Below are 23433 nucleotides of genomic sequence, written 5' to 3'. Positions count from 1 at the left end.
CAATTTGTCAGGAGATAGAACAATGGCAAGAGAATTCAGTCGTTCTCAGCGCGTTGCACAAGAAATGCAAAAAGAAATTGCAATCATTTTGCAACGTGAAGTGAAGGATCCTCGCATTGGTATGGCAACGGTTTCTGGTGTTGAACTGTCTAGGGACTTGGCATACGGTAAAGTATTCGTTACGTTTTTAAATATCTCTCATGAAGAACATGAGTCTGATATGGTAAAAGAAGGCATTAAAGCGCTGAATGAAGCTTCAGGTTTTATTCGTTCTTTATTAGGTAAAGCCATGCGCTTACGTGTTATTCCTGAACTGACATTCTCTTATGATAGTTCTTTGGTTGATGGTATGCGTATGTCTAACCTCGTTTCGAATGTCATTCGCGATGATGAAAAACGTCGTGCTGATGCAGATGATAAAGAGGAAAAATAATGGGGCGTCGTCGTAGCGGCCGTGATATCGACGGTGTAGTGCTGCTGGATAAACCTACGGATATTTCTTCTAATGATGCGCTGCAAAAAGTGCGGCGCTTTTTTAATGCTAATAAAGCTGGGCATACAGGGGCGCTTGATCCGTTAGCAACAGGTATGTTGCCCGTTTGCCTTGGTGAAGCAACGAAGTTTTCCCAATTTTTACTCGATTCAGATAAGCGTTATCGTGTAGTAGCTCGTTTAGGTCAACGTACTGATACATCGGATTCTCATGGCGAAATCATCAGCGAGCGTAACGTTGAGTTTACGCCGCAACAGTTAGATGACGCCTTAGCGTTTTTCCGAGGCGATACACTGCAAGTACCTTCGATGTATTCCGCATTAAAACACCAAGGTCGTCCATTGTATGAATATGCACGTAAAGGGATTACGGTTGAGCGTGAAGCCCGCCCAATTACTGTGTATGAACTACAGTTTATTCGTTTAGAAAATAATGAGTTAGAACTGGAAATTCATTGCTCGAAAGGGACTTATATTCGTACTATTGTTGATGATTTAGGCGAAATGTTAGGCTGTGGCGCTCATGTGATTTATCTACGGCGTATTCAAGTCGCTAATTACCCATATGAGCGCATGGTAACATTAGAGCAATTAGCCGCTTTGCGGGCACAAGTAGATGCAGGAGAAGGTTCTTTTGAATCATTACTGGATAGCTTGTTATTGCCAATGGATACCGCAGTTGTTCATTTCCCAGCTATCAATATTACTGAAGAAACAGCGGCTTACTTTAAACAGGGTCAACCTGTTAGGGCGAATGTTGAAGGTCTCATTGAAGGGGACATGGTCCGAGTGACTTGCGGTGAAGAGCAGCGTTTTATCGGTATTGCTCTGATTAGCGAAGATGGCCGTGTGGCACCAAAGCGTTTGGTTGTGGAAAATGAACAATCCGCATAGTGGCGCTTATTGCTTTGCTGTTATAAGCAGCGTAGAATAGCGGCGCTTAATCTTGAGATGCTAAATTAGAGATTGGCTCTCATCACTTACATTAATCATTTTGGAGTTTATTATGTCTCTAAGTAATGAAGCGAAAGCTAAAATCGTTGCTGAGTTCGGCCGCGGTGAAAATGACACTGGTTCAAGCGAAGTACAAATCGCTCTGCTGACTGCACAAATCAACCATCTGCAAAGCCACTTTGCAGAGCACAAAAAAGATCACCACAGCCGTCGTGGTCTGTTGCGTATGGTTGCACAACGCCGTCGCTTACAAGCTTACTTGAAAGGTAAAGATATCGCACGCTACACTGCTCTGATTGAGCGTTTAGGTCTGCGCCGCTAATCTTACTCTAGATAATTCCAGTTGCGGCTAGGCGACCAATGAGTGAGTGGCTAGGAATGTACATCAGTATGTGACTAGTACGAGTGAGTGTAGTCAACAACGTTGCAACTTGAAGTATGACGAGTAGAGTCAGTTTCAGAGAAAAGGGGCCACAGGCCCCTTTTCTTCTAAAAGTTATTTTGAAAGTTGAAGTAATACTCGAATTGTTCTTAACTTAAATGTTAAGCTATGGTTTGTAATTAGTTGTTTTAATAATGCCTCTTCGCTACATCCGATTCGCGCGGCTAATGAGAACATTGATGACTTGAATATCAATCTTCTCATTAGTCGCGAGGCTGTAGGAAGAATAAGCCAATGCTATCCGAGATGCTCAGATAGCCTTACAAAAAGGGTAATATTGTGTTAAATCCTATTGTTCGTAAATTCCAATATGGTCAACATACCGTTACGATTGAAACGGGAATGATGGCGCGTCAAGCGACAGCCGCTGTTATGGTTAACATGGATGACACTGCGGTATTTGTTACTGCGGTTGCTCAGAAGAAAGTTAAAGAAGGTCAAGATTTCTTCCCTTTAACTGTTAACTATCAAGAACGTACATACGCAGCAGGCCGTATCCCAGGGAGTTTCTTCCGTCGTGAAGGTCGTCCTGGTGAAGGCGAAACGTTAATCGCACGCTTAATTGACCGTCCACTGCGCCCTCTGTTCCCAGAAGGTTTTTTAAACGAAATTCAAATCATTGCTACAGTTGTGTCTGTTAACCCACAAGTTAACCCTGACATCGTTGCGATGATCGGTGCATCTGCAGCTCTTGCGCTGTCTGGCACGCCATTTAATGGCCCAATCGGTGCTGCTCGTGTTGGTTTTATCAATGACCAATATGTTCTTAACCCAACAGCTGATGAGCTGAAAAACAGCCGTTTAGATTTAGTGGTTGCAGGTACCAATAACGCGGTCTTAATGGTTGAATCTGAAGCTGACTTGTTAAGCGAAGAACAAATGTTAGGTGCGGTCGTATTTGGCCACGACCAACAACAAATTGTTATTCAAAACATCAATGAGTTGGTCAAAGAAGCAGGTAAAGAAAAATGGGATTGGCAGCCAGAGCCAGTTAACCAAGCATTAAATGACCGCATTGCGGCATTAGCAGAAAGCCGTATGGGTGATGCTTACCGCATTACTGAGAAACAAGAACGTTACGCGCAAGTTGATTTAATCAAAGATGAAGTCATTGCTACATTAGTCGCTGAAGATGAAAACGTTGATGTTTCTGAAGTTGCTGATATTTTAGGTAACTTAGAAAAACAAGTTGTACGTAGCCGTGTTATCCGTGGTGAACCTCGTATTGACGGTCGTGAAAAAGACATGGTTCGTGCACTTGATGTGCGTACCGGTGTTCTGCCACGTACTCATGGGTCTGCATTGTTCACACGTGGTGAAACTCAGGCACTGGTAACTGCAACTTTAGGTACAGAGCGTGATGCACAGGTTATCGACCAGCTAATGGGCGAATACACTGACCGTTTCTTATTCCATTATAACTTCCCTCCATACTCTGTTGGTGAAACTGGTATGGTAGGTTCACCGAAACGTCGTGAAATTGGTCATGGTCGTTTAGCGAAACGTGGTGTGTTAGCTGTAATGCCAGATCACGCAGATTTCCCATATACTGTCCGTGTTGTATCTGAAATTACTGAATCTAACGGTTCATCATCTATGGCTTCTGTCTGTGGCGCTTCACTCGCATTAATGGATGCAGGTGTGCCAATTAAAGCTGCTGTTGCTGGTATTGCAATGGGGCTGGTGAAAGAAGGTGACGATTTTGTTGTCCTATCTGACATTTTAGGTGATGAAGACCACTTAGGTGATATGGACTTTAAAGTTGCCGGTAGCCGTGATGGTATCAGTGCACTGCAAATGGATATCAAAATCGAAGGGATTACCAGCGAAATTATGCAGGTTGCTTTGAACCAAGCGAAAGGCGCACGTTTGCACATCTTGGGGACGATGGAACAAGCTATTAATGGTCCTCGCGAAGAAATCTCTGAATTTGCACCACGTATCTATACGATTCGTATCAATCCAGACAAAATTAAAGATGTCATCGGTAAAGGTGGTTCTGTCATCCGTGCATTAACGGAAGAAACAGGCACTACGATTGAAATCGAAGATGATGGTACAGTGAAAATTGCTGCAACTGATGGTATCAAAGCGAAAGAAGCCATTCGCCGTATTGAAGATATTACTGCTGAAGTTGAAGTTGGTCGTATTTACCCAGGTAAAGTGACTCGTATCGTTGACTTTGGTGCATTCGTTGCTATTGGTGGCGGTAAAGAAGGTCTAGTACACATTTCTCAAATCGCAGATAAGCGTGTTGAGAAAGTGACTGATTATCTGCAAATGGGTCAAGAAGTCCCAGTTAAGGTATTAGAAATCGACCGTCAAGGCCGTATCCGCCTTAGCATGAAAGAAGCGGTAGCAACTGAGGAACCAAGTTCGCAACCTCAGGACTCAGCAGAATAAGTTGACCTAGCTGCGCTCTATTTGTTTAGAGCGCTATCAGCCTAAATTTGCTGAAACCATAATTTGTTGTAAATGCGTGGTAATGTAAGGGCGGAGTATGTTGAACAGTATCTGTCTTCGGGTAAGAGATTATCGCACGTTACCGCGTGTGCTCTTGGCGCTTATCTTTTTTGTTATTATTGGATGTAGCAGCAAAGATTGGCGAAAGAACGAGGTTTTTGCCGTTCCACTTCAACCTTCATTGCAACAAGAAGTGATATTGGCTCGTATGGAACAAATCCTTGCGAGCCGGTCTTTAACCGATGACGAATACGCACAGCTTTTATATGAGCGCGGTGTGTTGTATGATAGTCTAGGTTTAAGGGCGCTGGCGCGTAATGATTTTTCAACTGCGTTAGCCATACGTCCTGATATTCCTGAAGTTTTTAATTTTTTAGGGATATATTTTACGCAGGCAGGGAACTATGATGCTGCCTATGAAGCGTTTGATTCTGTTTTAGAGCTTGATCCAACTTACAATTTCGCGCGGATGAATCGTGGCATCGCTTTATATTACGGTGAACGGTACAAACTAGCGCAGGATGATCTGCTGGCGTATTATCAGATAGATCCAAATGATCCTTTTCGTGTTTTATGGCTTTATCTTGTAGAAAAAGACATAGACCCGCGTACGGCACAAGATAATCTTGCTGCTCGTTACAACCAAGCGGAGAAAGGGCAATGGGGCTGGAATATCGTAGAATTCTATCTTGGCAATATCAATGAAACAACATTGATGGAGCGTTTGAAAGAAACGTCTACGGATAACACTTCGCTCGCTGAGCATCTCAGTGAAACTAACTTCTATTTAGGTAAGCATTACCTAAGTCTGGGGGATAAGAATAGCGCAGTTGCGTTATTCAAACTGACGGTAGCTAACAACGCTCACAGCTTTGTTGAACACCGCTATGCATTGTTGGAATTGGCGCTGTTAGGCCAAGAACAAGACGACCTTTTAGAATCGGGCCAGCAATAGCTGACGAACATTTCATGATTAATTTTTAAGTCATCATCCCTCGGGGTGACGGCCTATTTGTTCGTTTAATAAACACAATTTGAGCCAGTTCACATTTTAAATGAAAATGACCGAAATGATTTTCGCATGGTTATGTAAACTGGCTGCCATTATGTATGAGGCACCTTTACATGACTACTGAGACCGATATTTCTTTTGCTGATTTAGGTTTATCAGCATCTATTTTGACAGCACTGAACGACCTGGGATACGAAAAACCATCACCAATCCAGCAACAATGTATTCCATTATTAATGGATGGTAACGATGTATTAGGTATGGCACAAACCGGTAGTGGTAAAACCGCTGCATTTAGTTTGCCATTACTGCAAAACATTGACCCAGATTTAAAAGCTCCGCAAATTTTAGTTCTGGCACCAACTCGTGAGTTGGCTGTTCAGGTAGCTGAAGCGATGAGCGATTTCTCTAAACATATGAGCCGCGTTAACGTCGTTGCTCTATATGGTGGCCAACGTTATGACGTGCAATTGCGCGCGTTACGCCAAGGTCCACAAATCGTTGTGGGTACACCTGGCCGTCTTCTTGACCATCTGAAGCGTGGTACTTTAGATCTTTCTAAATTAAAAGGCTTAGTCTTAGACGAAGCTGATGAAATGCTACGAATGGGCTTTATTGAAGATGTTGAAAACATCATGAGCCAAATTCCAGCAGAGCACCAAACCGCATTGTTCTCTGCGACAATGCCTGAGCCAATTCGCCGTATTACGCGTCGCTTTATGAAAGAACCTAAAGAGATTCGTATTCAGGCAAGCATTACCACACGTCCTGACATTGCTCAAAGCTACTGGACTGTTTACGGTATGCGTAAAAATGAAGCGTTAGTTCGTTTCTTAGAAGCAGAAGATTTTGATGCGGCGATTATTTTCGTCCGTACTAAAAATGCAACATTAGAAGTCGCAGAAGCATTAGAGCGTAACGGCTATAACAGCGCAGCGCTGAATGGTGACATGAACCAAGCTCTGCGTGAGCAGACATTAGAGCGCCTGAAAGATGGTCGTTTAGATATCTTGATTGCGACTGACGTGGCAGCTCGTGGTTTAGACGTTGAGCGTATTAGCTTAGTCGTTAACTATGATATCCCTATGGATGCTGAGTCTTATGTTCACCGTATTGGTCGTACTGGCCGTGCAGGTCGTGCGGGCCGTGCCTTACTGTTCGTTGAGAACCGTGAGCGTCGCCTGTTACGTAACGTTGAACGTACGATGAAACTGACTATTCCTGAAGTTGAACTGCCAAATGCAGATTTGTTAAGTCAACGTCGTCAGGAAAAATTTGCTGAAAAAATCCAGCAACAATTAGAAAGCAGCGATTTAGACCAATATCGTTCACTGTTAGCGAAAATGTCTCCATCAGAAGATGTTGATATGGAAACTCTAGCAGCAGCGTTACTGAAAATGGCTCAAGGCGAACGCGCCCTGATCCTACCACCAGATGCACCTCGTCGTCCGCGTCGTGAATTCAACGACCGTGATGATCGCCGTGGTGACCGTCGTGACCGCAATAGCAATGGTAATGGTTTTGACCGTGCAGAGCGTGGGGAGCGTGGCGGTCGTCGTGAGCGCCGTGATGTTGGCGATATGGAAATGTATCGTATCGAAGTTGGTCGCGATGACGGTGTGGAAGTTCGTCATATTGTTGGTGCGATTGCTAACGAAGCGGACATCAGTAGCCGTTATATTGGTAATATCAAACTGTTTGGTACTCACTCAACCATTGAGTTACCAAAAGGTATGCCAAGCGAAGTGTTAACTCACTTAAGCCGTGCACGTGTATTAAATAAACCAATGCAAATGCAACTGATTGGTGATGCACAACCGTTTGAGCGTCGTGGCGGTGGTGAGCGTCGTGGTGGTCCTCGTCGTGAAGGTGGTAGCGAGGGAGGTTTCGGTGCAGGTCGTCGCAATGACCGTGGTGGTGAGCGTCGTAGCAACGGTGGTGGTGAACGCCGTGGCGGTGGTAACCGTGGCAATGCAGCACCTCGCCAAGATGGTACTAATGCGGCACCTCGTCGTCGTAGCAGCAGCCATAACGCGTAATAGCTAGGTTTTGGGGAGTTTAATCCCAATAAAACGAAACCCGTACTTTGAAGTGCGGGTTTTTTTATTAGTCATTTTTATTTAAGTATATAGTGGCGATAAAGCGTTTTTTCTAAATCTTGTGCTGTGCTAATAAAAAGTAGGATAACGACGTTATTTGTTTGCTTATCAAATTCATATAAACAGCGATATTGGCTAGTTATATCGATTCACTCTCGAATAAGTAGACCATTATCGGCTAACATTTGATTTGGGCGATATGGTTTAGGATCTTCTGATATTGCTTTTACGGATGATAGAAGTAGCTCATCAACAAACGCTGCAGCTTGAATACTACTCATAAAATTGATTTTTAAACGATTCTACATCCTGTAGTGACCATAATGCAGTTTCTGCGAGGGTGACCGTATATGGTTGTTCCATCACAATTTCCTTTCATTATTTTCTTGCTGCACGTAATTTTTCTAGCGCTTCTTCTGGTGATAAGGTTCTTTTATTTTTAACATCATCTTTTGCTGCCATCACCAATTTTAGCAGTGCATTTGCTTGGCGCTCTCTTTCTCTTTCTTTTAGCTCTATTTCACGTTCCACACTAGTTTGAATAAAAAGCTCGGACTGCCCATTTTTTGTTACAAAAACGCCCCCCTTAAAGAGCTCAGGGTTACCAAGGCCTTCACGTGCTGCTTTTTGCGACATTGTATTAGATATATTTTGTTCCTATAAATGGTGAACACACAACACGGAATACAGAATAACGTATTGTGTGTTTTTTGAACTTATGTTTCTGTTTATAGAAAAATTGTTTTGATGTACATATTTATTATTAATTTATACACCAAGTGCATGTGTGAGAAGTCGAAGAGCCATTTAGACCAAACCCAATGCCTCTTTTAGTGGTTTGAGGTAACGGCGGCTAACGGGGATGCGTTCGCCAGAGCTAAGCACTAACTCGGCTTGCCCACTATCGCCAAATAAAATTTCATTTAATTGGGTCATATTGACTAAGTATTGGCGATGGCAGCGCACTAGCGGTGTACGAGTTTCTAAGGTGCGTAATGTGAGTTCAGTAAAGCCTTCTTGCCCTTGTGTACTCATGACGTAGACGCCACTCAAACGAGAAGTTGCATACAATACTTCATCGAGTTTCATCAAATAAATACGGCTATGACCAGTACACGGAATAAATTTAAGTGGTTCATTATTACCCAGTAGCTCAAGGTTTTGTTTTTGTTTACCTTGACGGAGCCGGCTTAATGTTTTCTCCAATCTTTCTGGCTCAAGGGGTTTTAATAAATAATCAAAAGCATGTTCTTCAAAAGCCTGAATAGCAAATTCATTAAAAGCGGTTAGAAAGACAATATAGGGGCGGTCTTCAGGATCTAACATGCGCACCATTTCAAGGCCAGTTAAGCGCGGCATTTGGATATCGAGAAAGACCACATCAGGCTTTTTTTTATGGATTATCCCAATAGCTTCTATCGCATTGGCACATTCGCCAATGATTTCAATATCATCGTGTTCTTCGAGGAGGCAACGGACGTTTTCCCGCGCAAGTGGTTCATCATCAACAATTAATACATTCATAGGGTTACATTATCATTATTATGGTGCCGCCAAATACGGTAGGCGGATTTTCATTCGTGTGAATTTTTCTGGCTCATGCTCTACGCTAATGCCGTATTGTTCGCCATATTTTAAACGCAAACGTTTATCGACCAAGCCCATCCCTAAGCCATCACTTTGCTTCGCAGATTGGTAGAGCCCTGCGTTGTCTTCAATTTCAATATAGACGTGTTCGCTACCGATATAACTACGTATTGTAATATATCCCGTCTCTAATAACTGTGAGGTGCCGTGTTTAATTGCGTTTTCAACAAGAGGTTGTAAGGTAAATGCAGGGAGTTCAACATGTTTAACTTCCTCTGGAATGTCGATGTAAATCTGTAAGTTTTCTTGAAAACGAGCTTTTTCTATTTGTAAGTAAGCATTGATATGTTCAATTTCTTCTCCTAAAGTGGCATTTTGTTCCGGACGTTTTAAGTTATTACGGAAAAAGGTCGAAATATATTGCACTAATTGCCCCGCTTGTTGGCTGTCTTTGCGGATCACGGCCTGCAACGTGTTGAGTACATTAAATAAAAAATGAGGGTTTACTTGGGCATGGAGCAATTTTACTTCTGATTGTAGCAGCGATTGTTTATTGCGTTCGTATTGCCCTGCCAAAATTTGAGCTGAAAACAAGCTGGCAATCCCTTCACCTAATGTACGGTTGATTGAGCTAAATAGGCTATTTTTGGCTTCATAGAGTTTTATGGTTCCAATCACTCGGTCATTTTCGCCTCGTAGGGGAATGACGAGTGCCGAGCCAAGTTTACAAGTTGGGCTGAGGGAACATTTATACGGTGTTTCATTCCCATCGGCATAGACAACCTCATTATTATCAATGGCTTGTCTTGATTGTGTCGATGAGATTGGTGTTCCAGGTCGGTGGTGGTCTGCCCCAATACCAATAAAGGCGAGTATTTTTTCGCGATCGGTAATGGCAACAGCTCCAATTTCCAGTTCTTGGTAAATAATTTTGGCAACTTTCATGCTGTTATCCGCATTAAAGCCTTTACGTAGAATACCTTCGGTCGTTAAGGCAATTTTAAGGGCCTGTGCGGAAAAAGCGGTGGTGTATTTTTCAACAATTGCGCGTCGGTCGAGTAGAATACGAATAAACATGGCTGCACCAATGGTGTTAGCGACTAACATCGGTGCGACAATACTTCTCACCAGCTCAAGGGCTTCATCGAAAGGGCGCGCAAGTAATAGAATAATCAGCATTTGTAGGACTTCAGCTACAAAAGTCGCACAACTGGCAGTAACTGGGTTAAAAATTTTATTAATTTCGCCACGTTTCATATAGTAACGATGGACTAAGCCACCAATGAGCCCCTCGACAATAGTCGAAACCATGCAAGCAAATGCACTCATCCCTCCTAATGAATAACGGTGTATTCCGCCAGTAAAACCAACGGCAAACCCGACAGCAGGGCCGCCAAGTAGCCCACCTAATACCGCACCAATTGCCCGAGTATTGGCAATGGAATCATTGATATGTAAGCCAAAATATGTCCCGATAATACAAAATACGGAAAAAATCAGGTAGCACATCACCTTGTGGGGTAAGCGGATAGTGACTTTCAATAAGGGAATGACGAGTGGGGTGCGGCTGAGCGCCCATGCGATAACAAGGTAGACGCACATTTGCTGGAGTAGGAGTAATATTAAATCAAATTCGTACATGCTCGTCATATTTCACATTGTGGGGGTGTTGACTTTGTCATCTCGCCCTAGTCACATACTACTGTATGCTCCTAGGGCCTCGTTTCCTCGTCGCCTACCCACAATGCGAACTATTTAGAGCATGGCTCGTCATGTGCACGTTATGGGATGTTGACTACGTTCAGCTCTTTGGGTCATATACTGATGTATGCTCCCCAAGATGTCTTCTCTTGTCGCCTACCCACAATGCGAACTATTTAGAGCATGGCTCGTCATGTGCACGTTATGGGAGGTTGACTACGTTCAGCTCTTTGGGTCATATACTGATGTACGCTCCCCAAGATGTCTTCTCTTGTCGCCTACCCACAATGTGAACTATTTAGAACATGGCTCGTTATATTTTGCATTGCGGGAGTGATTCACTTTAGCGTCTATTTTTAGTCTTTATTTGGCGAGTGATTATACCGTAAGTCATTGGTTAAGTAATCGACATTTGAGTAAAGGACATTCATCATTATTTGACATAAGAAAAAAATCGATTCAATATTAGACAATGCCCTACCTTTTCGTGATCTTGCGCACGAATTTATTAACGCTGTATTTAATTTTCTTGTCATACTCTAGGGATGATAGTTTCCCCCGTTATTATTTAAGGTTCACATAAATAATGAAAAAAAGAACAATAGTACTGATTTTGCTGATGCTCATTTTAATAGCAGCAGCTGCACTTTTTCATTCCCATAATCAATATTTATTGTTGCAGGGAGAAGTGGATGCACCTGAAGTTATTGTCACCTCAAAAGCGAAGGGGCGAGTGGTTGAACGCCATGTCGAGCGTGGGGACGATGTCAAACAAGGGCAGCTTTTATTAACGTTAGAAAGCCCTGAGTTGCAAGCGCAATACGAAGCCTCAAAAGCGGCAAGGGACCAAGCAAAAGCTCAGCTCGAACAATCGATTAACGGGACCCGAGCAGAGACTATTCGGGACCTTAAAGCCACATTAGCGCAAGCAAACTCACAATATCAAAATGCTTCTCGCGAATATGCGCGTTTGAGTAATTTAAAAAGCAAAGGGTATGTTTCAGCAAATGAACTTGATAATGCCCGTAAAGCCAAAGATGTTGCATATTCTCAAGTACAAGGTGCAAAAGCTCGGTTAGAAGAGGGGCAGAATGGGGATCGTGTTGAGTTACGAAAACAATACGAAGCAGCTCTGAATCAAGCAGAACAAAAACTTACAGAGCTACAAGTACAGGTTGATGACCTACAAGTCAGAGCGCCTGTTGATGGTGAAGTCGGCCCTATCCCAGCAGAAATAGGTGAACTATTCAATGCAGGCAGCCCGTTAATTTCATTAATTCGCTTACCTCAGGCTTATTTCATTTATAACTTGAGAGAAGATATTTTAGTCAATGTGAAAAAAGGCGATAAAGTTCAACTTGATGTGCCCGCATTAGGCAATAAGGTGATTGAGGCTGAGGTTCGTTATATTGCACCAAAAGGTGATTACGCAACAAAGCGTGCAACCCGTGCAACTGGTGACTTTGATTTAAAAACGTTTGAAATTCGTTTATATCCATTAGAGCCAATTGATGGGCTGCGGCCCGGTATGAGTGTGCTATGGCACTGGGATAAGTAAAAGGTGTTGCCATGAAATTAAAGTTCGCTTGGCAAGGCTTCGAGCATGCTTTTAGCCGTGAAACTAAAATGGCTATCCGTAGCCCTGTTTTTCACTGGTTGAGCTGGTTGTTTCCATTGATGTTGTTTACGTTGGTGAGTTCTAACTTTTCAGAAGGAACGCTGATGGATTTGCCTGTGTCAGTGGTAGATGACAACCATAGTCCAGTATCTCGGCAAATTATTCGCGACTTGAATTCAGGCCCTCACGCAGATGTAAAAACTATCGATGACAATCTGAATACATCCTTAAAAAGATTAGGCAGCTCAAAAGATTATGCATTACTGTACATCCCCCATGATTTTGAAGAGGATGTGTTAAGAGGGCGCCAACCTGAACTGCGTATGTACTACAACGCTTTATTTTACGCATCGGGAAGTTATGCAATTCAAGACTTTAGCGGCTTAGTTGCGGAGCTAAATGCAAAGTATCGCCAAGAACTGGCGAGGTCGATGGGAAAAGCACTACCGCCGTTGGCGCAAGTGACACTTTCTTATGACAGCTTGTTCAATCCGAGTGGTAGTTATATTTATTACCAGCAGTTTGCTGCGACTATTCATATGTTACAGCTGTTTGTCGTCACAGCGACTATTTATACTATGTCGCGAGGGAGCACTTTACAAAGCGTTAAACCTTTCGCTACTGCCCTATTAGGGAAGATGGCCCCGTATACGTTATTTTTCACGACATTGTTGGCAATTGAACTTGCTGCACTCGTGACCATTTTTGATGCTAAAGTGGTGGGTAACCCATTGTATATGCTGGTGGTAGGCTTCTTTTATGTGATAGCGGCACAAAGTATTGGGGTATTACTATTTAGCTTTACCTCTAGTGCTATTATGGCTTATAGCTTAATAGGGATGCTAGTGAGTATCGCTTTAGCGTTCTCAGGAATGGCTGTGCCTGAATTATCGATGATTTTACCCGCGCGAATTATTTCTAATATTGAACCCCTTACGCATACACTTAATGCAATGTTCGATATTTTCTTACGGGAAATTTCGTTTGGTCGAATTGTAGAAGTTTGTTTGTTTTTATTAATTTACCCTGTCGTAATTGCCTTTTTAGTTCGTAAACGCTTGGTTAAGCGGCTTGCAACTCAAGGAGGGGAAGTTTAATGGCGGTCTATTTTGCGACTTTCCGTAAAGTGCTACTGGGTATGTTAGAAAAGCCGATGTGGCTACTACTTTTAGTCTCATTGTGCGTGATGAGTTTGGTCTATGCAAAACCTGTTTTATGGGATTTGCCTGTTGCCGTGATCGATATGGACCATAGCACTGCTAGCCGCGAACTAATCCGTGATTTAGACGCAACGCCAAAAGTACAATTGCATGGTTATGATAACCTTGCGCAGGCTCGTCAGGATATGATCGCTAGAAAATTATTTGCGATAATTATCATTCCAACCGATTTTCAGCAGCATTTACTAAGTGGTAAAAGCATTACTGTCCCTGTCTATGGTGATGCGACTAACCGCCTCGCTAGCGGCCAAATTCAACAAGAGCTTTCAAAAGCATATCAAACTCTTTTAAACGCTTATAATACGCAATTACTAACAAAAGCAGGTTATAGCAAAGAACAAGCCAAAGTTATCATTACCCCAGTCCGCAGTGAAACTGAGCCGTTGTATAACCCCGGAGTCAGCTTTGCGGCCATTGTTTTCCCAGGTTTATTGGTGATGTTGTTACAGCACTCCTTGTTGATCGCTTGTGTGCGCGTCAGTATTGCGATCCGTTCAACACCGAAAGGTAAACCGCCTTTAGCCGTTTATTTGGGAGCATTATCTGCGTTAATACCCATTTGGTTGTTTTTATCTACGGTCTTTTTTGCACTTTGGCCATGGGTATTGGGCTTCCGGCAAGAAGCACCGCTGTACTTAATTTGGATATTTACCTTCCCGTTCCTATTAGCGGTTATTGGCCTAGGCAAGTTGGTAACAGAATGCTTGCGCAGTGTTGAAATGATCTATTTAACGTTAGCGTTTATCACTACGCCAGTGTTTTATATGTCAGGCACTATTTGGCCATTACAAGCGATGCCAGATTGGGTACGTATGATTGCTTCAGCATTGCCATCAACATGGGCCACAAACGCCATGGCAGGCCTTAACCAAATGGGATTGCCGTTTAGTGAGGTGTTGATGGATATCGTTATGATGCTAACACTTGGTGTAATTTATACGGTTATTGGTGTGTTTATTGGCATGCTAAGAGATGGAGAGTTACGCCATATTAGCCATATGTTTAACCGTTGGCGTAGGCATCGGCATTAATTGTTATTTTTGAGTAGGAAACCTATGGCTGAGTTAGGATCAACGGCTTTTGTTGCCATTTTTGCTTCTTGGCTTAAGGTTTCCCAGTCATCAGGAGGGCTTAGCATTGAGGCAAATACTTGATAGGCATCATTTTTGGAACTATATGAACGTAATGTACTGAAATCATTTACCCAACTAATAATGATGATTTTATCTTTTTCACTGCAACGAAAGAATAAACGGAACTGCTGTAAAAATTTAGCCCGAAACCAATGTTTGTGTTTCGTTCCTAAGGTATTGCCTTGGTAAAAAATTGGGTCAAGTGGGTTGACTGCAATTCGTTCTGTTATCACTTTATTAATTGCAGCGAGTAATTTTGTGGGAGCTTTCTTTTTATAGCCTATTGGGGCAGATTTTTTTAAGGTTTGTACTGTACTGACTAATGCAACTAACTGTTCTAAGAAACATGAGTGAAAAAAAAATTTCCATCCGTTAATTTCTAACATTCCCTGTGACTCCATGATTAACTATCAGTAAGTGGTGCATCTAAATCAATGTCGATATCCGCAGTAAGCTCATTGACCTTATTCCATAATGCTACAGGCACAGGATAAATGTATCGTGGATTTTCTTTCATATCTTTTTCTAGGAAATTGAGAAACTATAGGGTCCTCATGGGCGTTTGTTTGCCTAGAAATAATGACATTACCATCTGCTAATAGCGAATATTCAATTATTTCAACAGGTTGTAAGTTTAAAGCATCATGTATGGCCGCAGGGATAGTTGTTTGACTGCGTTCGGTAAGGCGGGATTTTGCACGTAAAGAAACAGTGTTTGGGTTTATATCAATCATTTTATTTACTTCAAAAATTTCCAGCCTATCCTCAGTGTAATGCAAATGCATTGTGCAATGCATTTGCATTACACTGAGGATAGGTGGTTATGAGGTGGGTAATAGGCTTAAGGCACCATCGACAACCCTGCAATTTGTCGCCAGTAACCATTGCAATTTTGGTTGATAATATTCAACGGGATCTCCCCATTTTCATTGGCTTTAAACTGCTTGATTACCTCAAGGGTCTCAATGCCTTCAGGTGAAATGCGCACAATATCCACAAGGTCATGCATTGAATACAGGTCATTGCCGAGGTTATAGCAAGCGCCACTGAGTGTTTGAATACCATTTAAGGTAAATACTTGCTGCTGTTCTTGAGAAAGAACCTTGCGCCCTTGGGGGTAGTTAATACAGCAAGTCTCACATTCGTCTTTTTGCCGATTTTCTGAACGAGCCGTAAAACAGCGGGCAGAGTAGGCCAGAGGTAAATGACCGTAGCTCATCACTTCCACCTCAAATTTACCGTGGATACCAATATCATCACATTGATTGAGCAAATTAATTAGCCAATCACGAGATAGCTCTACAGGCATACACCAGCGCGTCATACCTTGGCGTAATAAAATATTTAAAGTTTGTGCGTTATAGCAATTTAACCCGTGCCCAGCGACAAAAGGAAGGTTTCTTTCGACTAACATGTTGACCACACCAAAATCATGGGCTTCAACGAGAAACTCACCATTATCAACTAACTTGCTGATTTCTTTAAGTTCGGAAGGGGCTTGAAGAAGGGCAAGGGTACTCAGAACAATTTGTTTGCCGCTCTTGGCCAGTTGTTGGGCGAGCTCTATCCAATCATTGGGTTTCATTTCTCGGCGCTTACTGCAAACCGTTTCTCCAAGGTAGATAATATCGGCTTCACTTTCGATTGCGCACTGATAAAATTCACTTAATGTGTGTTTTGGCCAGTAATAAAGAACCGATCCTAATGAGTACTGCATAATATTTACCTTTTCAATTACTGCCACTTGCGATGATAAGCACCCAAAGTCGTCTGGCTGCCTTCTGAAAGCCCACCTAATACTTTTAGCCATTTAGGGTCGGTGGTGAAGTTATCAGGGTTGGCTTTGTAACGGTCAATCGCTTGGCGCCAAATCCGTGTTACCTCCGTGACATAAGCAGGGCTGCGCTGGCGGCCTTCAATCTTAACCGAAGCAATACTAGCGGCCATGAGTTCTGGTAACAGTTCAATCGTGTTGAGGCTAGTTGGTTCTTCTAGGACGTGGTATTTTTGACCATCGACAAGGTAACGCCCCTTACACAAAGTAGGGTAGCCTGCATTTTCATGTTCTTGGTAGCGGTCGATTAAGACGTCATTCAGGCGAGACTCCATACCATTTTCTGTTTGCTGCCAACGAACAAAACGAGCTGGTGAGCAAGCGCCTACGGTGTTTGGTGATTCGCCCGTTAAGTAGGAAGATAAATAACAACGGCCTTCAGCCATGATGCATAAACTACCAAAAGCAAACACTTCAAGCGGCACAGGGCTATTTCTAGCGAGTTGTTTTACTTGATGAATAGATAAAACGCGTGGAAGGACAACACGATGTACTTGAAAGTTTCGCTGATAGAAGCGGATCGCTTCTGTATTGGTGGCTGAAGCCTGAACCGATACGTGTCTTTCGATATGCGGGTACTTGTTTGCTGCATACTCTAACATCGCGATATCGGCTAAGATTAACGCATCAGCCCCTAAATCCGCAGCAAGATCGACGGAGTTTTGCCAACGTTCATAACCGGTAGGGTGTGCAAATGTGTTAATCGCAATATGCAATTTGCGATTATGGTTATGAATGTAGCGCTCTGCTTCATGCAGCTTTTTTTCAGTGAAATTGAGCCCTGCGAAGTGGCGCGCATTGGTATCGTTTTTTAACCCAATATAAACAGCATCTGCGCCGTTATCGACAGCGGCTTTCAACGCAGGCAAATTCCCTGCTGGGCAGAGTAATTCCATTGGCCTATCCCTGTATAAAATTTAACAACGGACATTCTAGTCAAGGGAACTGTTATAGATTTTGATTTAGAGCAGAGAAATTGTTAATGGATATCAGTATTCGTTAATTAAGGCTGTGGGTGACTGAATTAGTGAGTGACTTTTTTGTGAGTTAGGGCACTAAAGAATAAAATTAGACCCGTTTCATAAATCTGGATATTAAGTCATTTTTGGTTATTTATTGATCATGATTTGTGGTAAAAGCCACCAATAGAAACTATCCATTTTGTTAAAAATAAATATGGGTGACATGGGCAAAAATTGATATAGGATCAGACCAATAAGGTGTTTTTTTGGCAAGATAACTCATCGTGAGCTAAATAGTGTATTGATGATCTCAGTAATTGGGGTTATTAACTACAAATATTTTGTTTAACTAATTGAATATACAATATGTTACCCTAAATAATTCGAGCTGCTACTGTTGTTGAGTAGTTACCCGAAAACGGGCAGACAATTAAGACGGGAGTCAGTACTGTGCTAGGTAAAATTCGTTCTCAACTCATCACAAAAGGTCCTTCATTTTTGAAATTACCTTTAAAAGTGACCCCATTTGCTGTGCAACGCCATGTGCTTGAACAGCTACTAAGTTGGCAATTTCGTGAGTCAGTCAAAGAAGGGGAACTCGATTTTCTCGAGGATAAATGGCTAAAAGTTGAAGTTCGTGACTTATCATTGGTGTGGTTTATCAGTTTGCAAGATGGCCAATTAGCCGTTAAACAGAACGCACAAGCTGATGTCAGCGTTAGTGGTAATGCAAACGACCTTATTTTGATAGCAGCACGTAAAGAAGATCCCGATACTTTATTTTTCCAACGTCGCTTGGTGATTGAAGGGGACACCGAATTAGGTTTATACGTTAAAAACTTAATGGATGCTTTTGAATTGGAAAATATGCCGGCTCCGCTGCGTTTTGCTTTACTGCAATTGGCTGAGGTGATTAAAACGGTTCATGATAGCGAGGACGTAGAGCACAAATCGCCTGCGTTAACTTCATGCTAATTCGAGTTGAAATCCCAGTCGATGCAATGGGAATTGATAAGCTATTGCGTGAAACTTTTCCAACAGAAGCGGAAGCTAACCTTGTTCAGCACTTGCGAGAAGACGGCTTATTAACGCTTGGTGTTGTTGCGACCAATGACAACGGCGAAGTCATTGGTTATGTAGGCTTTACACCTGTTGATGTCAATGGTGAAGACGTACAATGGGTTGGGTTAGCTCCTTTAGCGGTTAGTAAAGCTCACCAAGGCCAAGGCATTGGTGAAAAATTGGTTTATGAAGGGTTAGATAGCCTGAATGAATTTGGTTATGGTGCTGTCGTCGTTTTAGGGGATGAGCGTTACTATTCACGTTTTGGTTTTGAACCAGCCTCAAAACAAGGAGTGAATTGCCAATGGCCTGAACAACAAACCCATTTCCTGATATGTGGGCTCGAAAATGGCGAAATAGGGGCTCATCAAGGCCTAGTGACTTATTCTTCACACTTCAGTAATTTATAGTTAGCTAAGTAATCAATGAGATTATCAGGCTGGTCAATGACCAGCCTTTCTTTTACCTTTTTATTCAACTTCTTAATTTGATATTCCACTTGTGAGGCAGTTGATCGTGAACCGACAAAACACGAGAAAGCTAATATAAGTGGCGTTTTCCCTTTCAATGCTTTTGCGCCTGTACCCGCTTTATGTTGTTCAAAACGGCGTTGCACATCTGTCGTGATACCACAATACAAGGCATTATTTTTCTCTCTTACTAAGTAAAGATACCAATTACTTTGCTGATCTTCGCTTTTTTTTGATGTGTTTTTTATCATTTTGTGCTGGCGTGTTGAGATAAAACAATAGGTTAACAACGAATATATTCGTTAAGAAAGATGTTTATAACATATTAAATTTTAAATGAAAAATGATATAAAACTGTCACAAATCCGTAACCTCAAGTTAGGTTTTGATTCAAATAATTTGAATAACTATAGCAAAATTAGCTAATTTTCATTCTGAGTTAAAGCGCATAATATGATCCATATCACAGAGGGACAGTAAAAATCCCAACTAAAAATCAAGTTTGTTAAAAGGAACATACCATGAAAAAATCAACATTATTCGCTGCTGCTTTAGCTTTAGGTGCTGTTTCATTTGGTTCAATGGCAGCTGATGAAGTTCAACATTCTAGCCAACCGGCTGCAGGTTATGTATCTGTAACAGGTGCTGTGAGCGTAAATGACCTTACCGCACAATTAGCCAAAAAAGCTGATGAAGCTGGTGCGACCTCATTCCGTGTCATTTCTGCTGGCGGTGAGAATTCAATGAGTGGTACAGCAGCTATCTATAAATAAATTTACTCGTCATACTTCGAGCCGTAGTGTTGTTGGCCGTGTTTATTCGCACTAGTCACATACTTATGTATGCCTCTAGCGCCTCGTTTACTTGCCGCCTAGCTACAACTCGAATTATTTAGAGTAAAGACTTAGGTGAGATAGCCTAAAAAGCCAAGTTAATTAGAACCATTTTCTAATTAGTTAGGCTATAGTAATAGCGAATTTACGCCTACGTTCAGAACATTTTAAGCAAGCTCACGGGGTTATCTCCAAGAGCTTGTTCTGAACGGGTTTATATGGAAACCGCTATGACCCCTGAACAAACCTTACAACACATCCAGCGCTATATCGCCCGCCAACACGTTTTTTCCTTATTTGCTCATCATCACAATGATATCTGGCCTGCCAGTTGTTATTATGCATTTGATGCGAAAACTATGTCGTTGATTTTAATGACTGATGCCAGTTCGAAACATGGACAATTGATGGTAGCTAACCCACAAGTCGCTGGGACGATTTCGACACAATCGAAAACGGTCAATCAGATACAAGGTATTCAATTTATCGGCAAAATAGCAAGGTTGGAAAGTAAACCAGAACAACTAGCTAGAACAGAGTACTGCCGTCGTTTTCCTGTGGCATTGACAGCGAAACTGCCTATTTGGCAGCTTCACTTAGACAATGTCAAAATGGTGGATAATAAATTGGGATTTGGTACAAAATTACATTGGACCCGAGAAGCTTAGCGCAAATGGTGGATCACCTGATTTGCGCTGCCACGCCAAATTAAACGTGGGTCGTGCAAATTTTGCTCAAACTTACCGTCAATCAAGGTATTCACAAAACTGACCACCTTTTGTTGCTCAAGGGTAAGCTCATTCAATTTGTATCCCGTCCATACCCAAATGTCTTTATCTGGGCAGACTGTTTTTACTCGCTTCACTAGCTTGAGTATCGCTGGCAAATTGGCGGGATGTAGCGGGTCTCCACCGGACAGGGACAAGCCCTGCCGACGAATACGCGTGTCTTGCAAATCTTGAATGATTTGATCTTCCATTTCTTGGGTAAATGGTACGCCGGAATCCACCCGCCATGTGCTTTGGTTATAGCAACCGCGGCACTGATGCACACAGCCAGAAACAAACAGTGTACAGCGGGTACCTGGACCATTAACAACATCAACGGGGTAATATTGGTGGTAATTCATCATATTAACCTAATTGACCATTACCTAGATGTTTAATACGACGTTTCACCTCTTCTTGTTTCCCCGCATTGAAGGGCCTAGCATCTGGGCTACCTAAATAACCGCAAACTCGGCGAATAACAGAAACTCGGTTGGTGTCATGGTTTCCGCAAGCAGGGCAAGTAAACCCTTTACTGGTACAGGAAAACTCACCAGAGAAGCCGCATTCATAGCATTCATCTATTGGTGTGTTGGTTCCATAATAAGGGACGTGCTGATAGCTATAGTCCCACACATCTTCCAGCGCCCTAACATTATGTTGTAAGTTCGGGTATTCGCCGTAACAGATAAAACCGCCATTCGCGAGAGCAGGGTAAGGGGCTTCAAAGTCAATTTTGTCGTATGGGTTGACTTGTTTTTCAACATCTAAGTGGAAGCTGTTGGTGTAGTAGCCTTTATCTGTGACACCAGCAATAACCCCAAATTCAGCGGTGTCGATACGGCAAAAACGGTCACACAGGTTTTCACTTGGTGTGCTGTATAAGCTGAAACCGTAGCCTGTTTGAACTTTCCATTCATCAGTAGCTTGGCGTAAGCGGTTGACGATAGCCACTGCTTTTTCGCGCAGTTTTTCGCTGTCATACACATGCGTTTCTGAACCAAAGAGTGCATTGATTGTTTCATGTAACCCAATGTAACCTAAGGAAATTGATGCTCGTCCATGCTTAAATATTTCAGCAACATTATCATCAGCTTTTAACCTTACACCACAAGCACCTTCCATATAGAGGATTGGGGCAACGCGGGCTTTCACTGTTTCTAAGCGGGCAATACGAGTCATTAAGGCTTTTTTCGCGATAGCGAGGCGTTCATCCAGTAATGCCCAAAATGCATCTTCACTGCCTTGTGCTTCGATAGCAATACGAGGCAAGTTGAGGCTGATAACCCCTAGATTGTTGCGTCCATCATGAATTTGTTGCCCATTTTCTTCATATATACCCAGAAAACTGCGACAACCCATTGGTGTTTTAAATGAGCCAGTGACATCAACAACACGATCGTAATTAAGAATGTCGGGGTACATGCGCTTACTGGCGCATTCTAAAGCGAGTTGTTTGATATCGTAATTAGGGTCACTTAGCTTATGATTTAAGCCATCTTTAATCGCAAATACGAGTTTAGGGAAAACGGCTGTTTTACGGTTTTTACCTAACCCTGCAATACGATTTCTGAGGATAGATTGCTGAATTAATCGGGCTTCTTTTGATGTGCCAAGACCAAAACCAAAGGTGACAAATGGGGTTTGGCCATTCGCGGTGTGTAGTGTGTTAACTTCATATTCTAATGATTGGAAGGCGTCATAACATTCTTTATCGGTACGGCTTTGGGCATAACCTTCTGCGTCTGCAATTCCCCATTCTTTGGCGACTTTTAGGTGTTTTTCGTAGCTGATTGCGACATATGGCGCTAAAATTTCGTCAATACGGTTAATTGTTGTACCGCCATAAATATGACTCGCAACTTGTGCAATGATTTGTGCTGTTACTGCTGTTGCGGTAGAAATAGATTTCGGGGGTTCTATTTCGGCATTTCCCATTTTAAAGCCGTTAGTTAACATGCCTTCAAGGTCAATTAACATACAGTTAAACATTGGAAAGAAAGGGGCATAGTCGAGGTCGTGATAGTGGATTTCGCCTTTTTCATGAGCAATCACGACATCACGAGGTAAAATATGTTGTTTAGCATAGTGCTTTGCGACGATCCCTGCGAGTAAATCACGCTGAGTTGGGATGACCTTACTGTCTTTATTTGCGTTTTCATTGAGTAACGAGACGTTGCTTTGTTCTATAAGGCCTCGAATATCATGAGTCAGCTGGCTACGTTTTTCGCGTTCGCTGTCCCTATCGTGGCGATATTCAATATAAGCGCGTGCTAAGTCCTTATACGGCCCAGCCATCAATTGGTTTTCTACGGCGTCTTGGATCTCGGCAATATCCACTTGGTTTCGGCTGCAAAGTTGCTCTTTAACTATAGTTGCAACTTGAAGACAGTAATCGTCATCCTTAACATTTACTGCGGCAGCAGCACGTTTAACGGCTTCCTGAATTCGTGGAAGGTCAAAGTTGACCTGACAACCATCTCTTTTAATCACAACCGTTCCCACTGTCATTCTCCTTGCTAAGTTATCCACAGCGTTAATCAAAGTATTTTTGATCTTGATTATTACGACTCTTCTGTGGATAAAATGTGAATAAATACTACATATTGTGCCAATTGATATAATTAAAGCACAATATGTAGGATATTGCTTTTTTTTAGCAGCAATAAGTTTGATCCAAAACAAGGAAAAAAATTAATTGTATGAATATCAAAAGCGGGGAAGTTAAAAATAAATACTTATCATCAGGGAGTGCTAATTTAACTTAAATTATAGTTTTGTTCG

At 42.3% G+C, this 23433-nt stretch carries 23 protein-coding genes and 1 pseudogene; 13 read left to right on the top strand and 11 right to left on the bottom strand.

What is annotated here, in order from left to right; translation table 11 throughout:
• Nucleotides 1-22 precede the first annotated feature (22 nt).
• The 6 genes from rbfA to ABE954_RS20100 all read left to right on the top strand — a co-directional run bounded on the left by rbfA (nt 23) and on the right by ABE954_RS20100 (nt 7402).
• Nucleotides 23-433, top strand: coding sequence for a 30S ribosome-binding factor RbfA (gene rbfA, locus ABE954_RS20125; protein WP_042845738.1), 411 nt, complete (start codon nt 23-25; stop codon nt 431-433).
• Nucleotides 433-1386 (top strand): tRNA pseudouridine(55) synthase TruB, encoded by a 954-nt coding sequence (gene truB / locus ABE954_RS20120; protein ID WP_042845737.1) that lies wholly within the window; start codon nt 433-435, stop codon nt 1384-1386. Before rbfA ends, truB begins: the two co-directional genes overlap by 1 nt.
• A 112-nt stretch (nt 1387-1498) precedes the next feature.
• A complete protein-coding gene (gene rpsO / locus ABE954_RS20115) occupies nt 1499-1768 on the top strand; it encodes a 30S ribosomal protein S15 (protein ID WP_004905890.1) in 270 nt (89 codons plus the stop codon).
• 399 nt (nt 1769-2167) lie between these two features.
• Nucleotides 2168-4291 carry a polyribonucleotide nucleotidyltransferase gene (gene pnp, locus ABE954_RS20110; protein ID WP_048605846.1) on the top strand — a complete coding sequence of 708 codons (2124 nt, stop codon included), beginning with the start codon at nt 2168-2170 and terminating at the stop codon, nt 4289-4291.
• Nucleotides 4292-4388: 97 nt separating this feature from the next.
• Nucleotides 4389-5306 carry a lipoprotein NlpI gene (nlpI, locus tag ABE954_RS20105; protein WP_225833090.1) on the top strand — a complete coding sequence of 306 codons (918 nt, stop codon included), beginning with the start codon at nt 4389-4391 and terminating at the stop codon, nt 5304-5306.
• A gap of 170 nt (nt 5307-5476) precedes the next feature.
• Nucleotides 5477-7402 (top strand): DEAD/DEAH family ATP-dependent RNA helicase, encoded by a 1926-nt coding sequence (locus tag ABE954_RS20100; RefSeq protein WP_166685221.1) that lies wholly within the window; start codon nt 5477-5479, stop codon nt 7400-7402.
• Nucleotides 7403-7611: 209 nt separating this feature from the next.
• Here ABE954_RS20100 and ABE954_RS20095 read toward each other — a convergent pair whose 3' ends face one another.
• The 4 genes from ABE954_RS20095 to ABE954_RS20080 all read right to left on the bottom strand — a co-directional run bounded on the left by ABE954_RS20095 (nt 7612) and on the right by ABE954_RS20080 (nt 10690).
• Entirely contained in the window at nt 7612-7743 is a 132-nt protein-coding gene (locus ABE954_RS20095; protein WP_259672049.1) for a hypothetical protein, read from the bottom strand.
• A 97-nt stretch (nt 7744-7840) separates the two neighbouring features.
• Complete coding sequence (locus ABE954_RS20090) at nt 7841-8110, bottom strand: hypothetical protein (protein ID WP_071548690.1); 270 nt, start codon at nt 8108-8110, stop codon at nt 7841-7843.
• Nucleotides 8111-8269: 159 nt separating this feature from the next.
• Nucleotides 8270-8986: a two-component system response regulator BtsR gene (gene btsR, locus ABE954_RS20085; RefSeq protein WP_042845734.1), complete on the bottom strand. Its 717-nt coding sequence runs from the start codon at nt 8984-8986 to the stop codon at nt 8270-8272.
• 18 nt (nt 8987-9004) lie between these two features.
• Nucleotides 9005-10690, bottom strand: coding sequence for a sensor histidine kinase (locus ABE954_RS20080; RefSeq protein ID WP_048605862.1), 1686 nt, complete (start codon nt 10688-10690; stop codon nt 9005-9007).
• Nucleotides 10691-11336: 646 nt separating this feature from the next.
• On the opposite strand from ABE954_RS20080, the gene ABE954_RS20075 reads away from it, so the two are divergent.
• The 3 genes from ABE954_RS20075 to ABE954_RS20065 are packed head-to-tail and all read left to right on the top strand — an operon-like array spanning nt 11337 to nt 14619.
• Entirely contained in the window at nt 11337-12308 is a 972-nt protein-coding gene (locus ABE954_RS20075; RefSeq protein ID WP_042845733.1) for an HlyD family secretion protein, read from the top strand.
• Between the two features lie 11 nt (nt 12309-12319).
• On the top strand, nt 12320-13465 hold the full coding sequence (locus tag ABE954_RS20070; protein ID WP_042845732.1) for an ABC transporter permease: 1146 nt from the start codon (nt 12320-12322) through the stop codon (nt 13463-13465).
• Complete coding sequence (locus ABE954_RS20065; RefSeq protein WP_129466607.1) at nt 13465-14619, top strand: ABC transporter permease; 1155 nt, start codon at nt 13465-13467, stop codon at nt 14617-14619. Before ABE954_RS20070 ends, ABE954_RS20065 begins: the two co-directional genes overlap by 1 nt.
• Here ABE954_RS20065 and ABE954_RS20060 read toward each other — a convergent pair.
• The 4 genes and pseudogenes from ABE954_RS20060 to ABE954_RS20045 all read right to left on the bottom strand — a co-directional run bounded on the left by ABE954_RS20060 (nt 14616) and on the right by ABE954_RS20045 (nt 17451).
• Entirely contained in the window at nt 14616-15107 is a 492-nt protein-coding gene (locus tag ABE954_RS20060) for a type II toxin-antitoxin system YhaV family toxin (protein WP_336432227.1), read from the bottom strand. The genes ABE954_RS20065 and ABE954_RS20060 overlap by 4 nt on opposite strands.
• 17 nt (nt 15108-15124) lie before the next feature.
• A pseudogene (locus ABE954_RS20055) lies at nt 15125-15455 on the bottom strand (type II toxin-antitoxin system PrlF family antitoxin).
• A gap of 107 nt (nt 15456-15562) precedes the next feature.
• Nucleotides 15563-16438 (bottom strand): U32 family peptidase, encoded by an 876-nt coding sequence (locus ABE954_RS20050; RefSeq protein ID WP_042845730.1) that lies wholly within the window; start codon nt 16436-16438, stop codon nt 15563-15565.
• A gap of 17 nt (nt 16439-16455) precedes the next feature.
• Entirely contained in the window at nt 16456-17451 is a 996-nt protein-coding gene (locus ABE954_RS20045) for a peptidase U32 family protein (RefSeq protein ID WP_042845728.1), read from the bottom strand.
• A 516-nt stretch (nt 17452-17967) separates the two neighbouring features.
• Between ABE954_RS20045 and ABE954_RS20040 the strand changes: the two genes are divergently transcribed.
• A complete protein-coding gene (locus ABE954_RS20040) occupies nt 17968-18492 on the top strand; it encodes an SCP2 domain-containing protein (RefSeq protein ID WP_042845726.1) in 525 nt (174 codons plus the stop codon).
• Nucleotides 18486-18989 carry a GNAT family N-acetyltransferase gene (locus ABE954_RS20035; RefSeq protein ID WP_042845724.1) on the top strand — a complete coding sequence of 168 codons (504 nt, stop codon included), beginning with the start codon at nt 18486-18488 and terminating at the stop codon, nt 18987-18989. The genes ABE954_RS20040 and ABE954_RS20035 overlap by 7 nt, the downstream gene beginning before the upstream one ends.
• On the opposite strand, the gene ABE954_RS20030 is transcribed toward ABE954_RS20035, so the two are convergent.
• A complete protein-coding gene (locus ABE954_RS20030) occupies nt 18962-19300 on the bottom strand; it encodes a GIY-YIG nuclease family protein (RefSeq protein ID WP_048605870.1) in 339 nt (112 codons plus the stop codon). The genes ABE954_RS20035 and ABE954_RS20030 overlap by 28 nt on opposite strands.
• Nucleotides 19301-19570: 270 nt before the next feature.
• Between ABE954_RS20030 and ABE954_RS20025 the strand changes: the two genes are divergently transcribed.
• Nucleotides 19571-19822, top strand: coding sequence for a DUF1471 domain-containing protein (locus ABE954_RS20025; protein WP_042845722.1), 252 nt, complete (start codon nt 19571-19573; stop codon nt 19820-19822).
• 278 nt (nt 19823-20100) lie between these two features.
• Nucleotides 20101-20550: a YhbP family protein gene (locus ABE954_RS20020; RefSeq protein ID WP_181468820.1), complete on the top strand. Its 450-nt coding sequence runs from the start codon at nt 20101-20103 to the stop codon at nt 20548-20550.
• On the opposite strand, the gene nrdG is transcribed toward ABE954_RS20020, so the two are convergent.
• The gene (gene nrdG / locus ABE954_RS20015) at nt 20547-21011 is read right to left on the bottom strand and encodes an anaerobic ribonucleoside-triphosphate reductase-activating protein (protein ID WP_042845954.1); all 465 of its coding nucleotides are present in this window, start codon (nt 21009-21011) and stop codon (nt 20547-20549) included. The two genes, ABE954_RS20020 and nrdG, sit on opposite strands and share 4 nt — an antisense overlap.
• Nucleotides 21012-21015: 4 nt before the next feature.
• Nucleotides 21016-23160: an anaerobic ribonucleoside-triphosphate reductase gene (gene nrdD, locus ABE954_RS20010; protein ID WP_208292493.1), complete on the bottom strand. Its 2145-nt coding sequence runs from the start codon at nt 23158-23160 to the stop codon at nt 21016-21018.
• Nucleotides 23161-23433 lie beyond the last annotated feature (273 nt).

The organism is Providencia sp. TYF-12 (assembly GCF_041344805.1).
In the GTDB taxonomy this organism is placed as follows: domain Bacteria; phylum Pseudomonadota; class Gammaproteobacteria; order Enterobacterales; family Enterobacteriaceae; genus Providencia; species Providencia huashanensis.
Note: the sequence above shows the minus strand (reverse complement) of the source record. Positions and strands in the feature narration are given on the sequence as shown.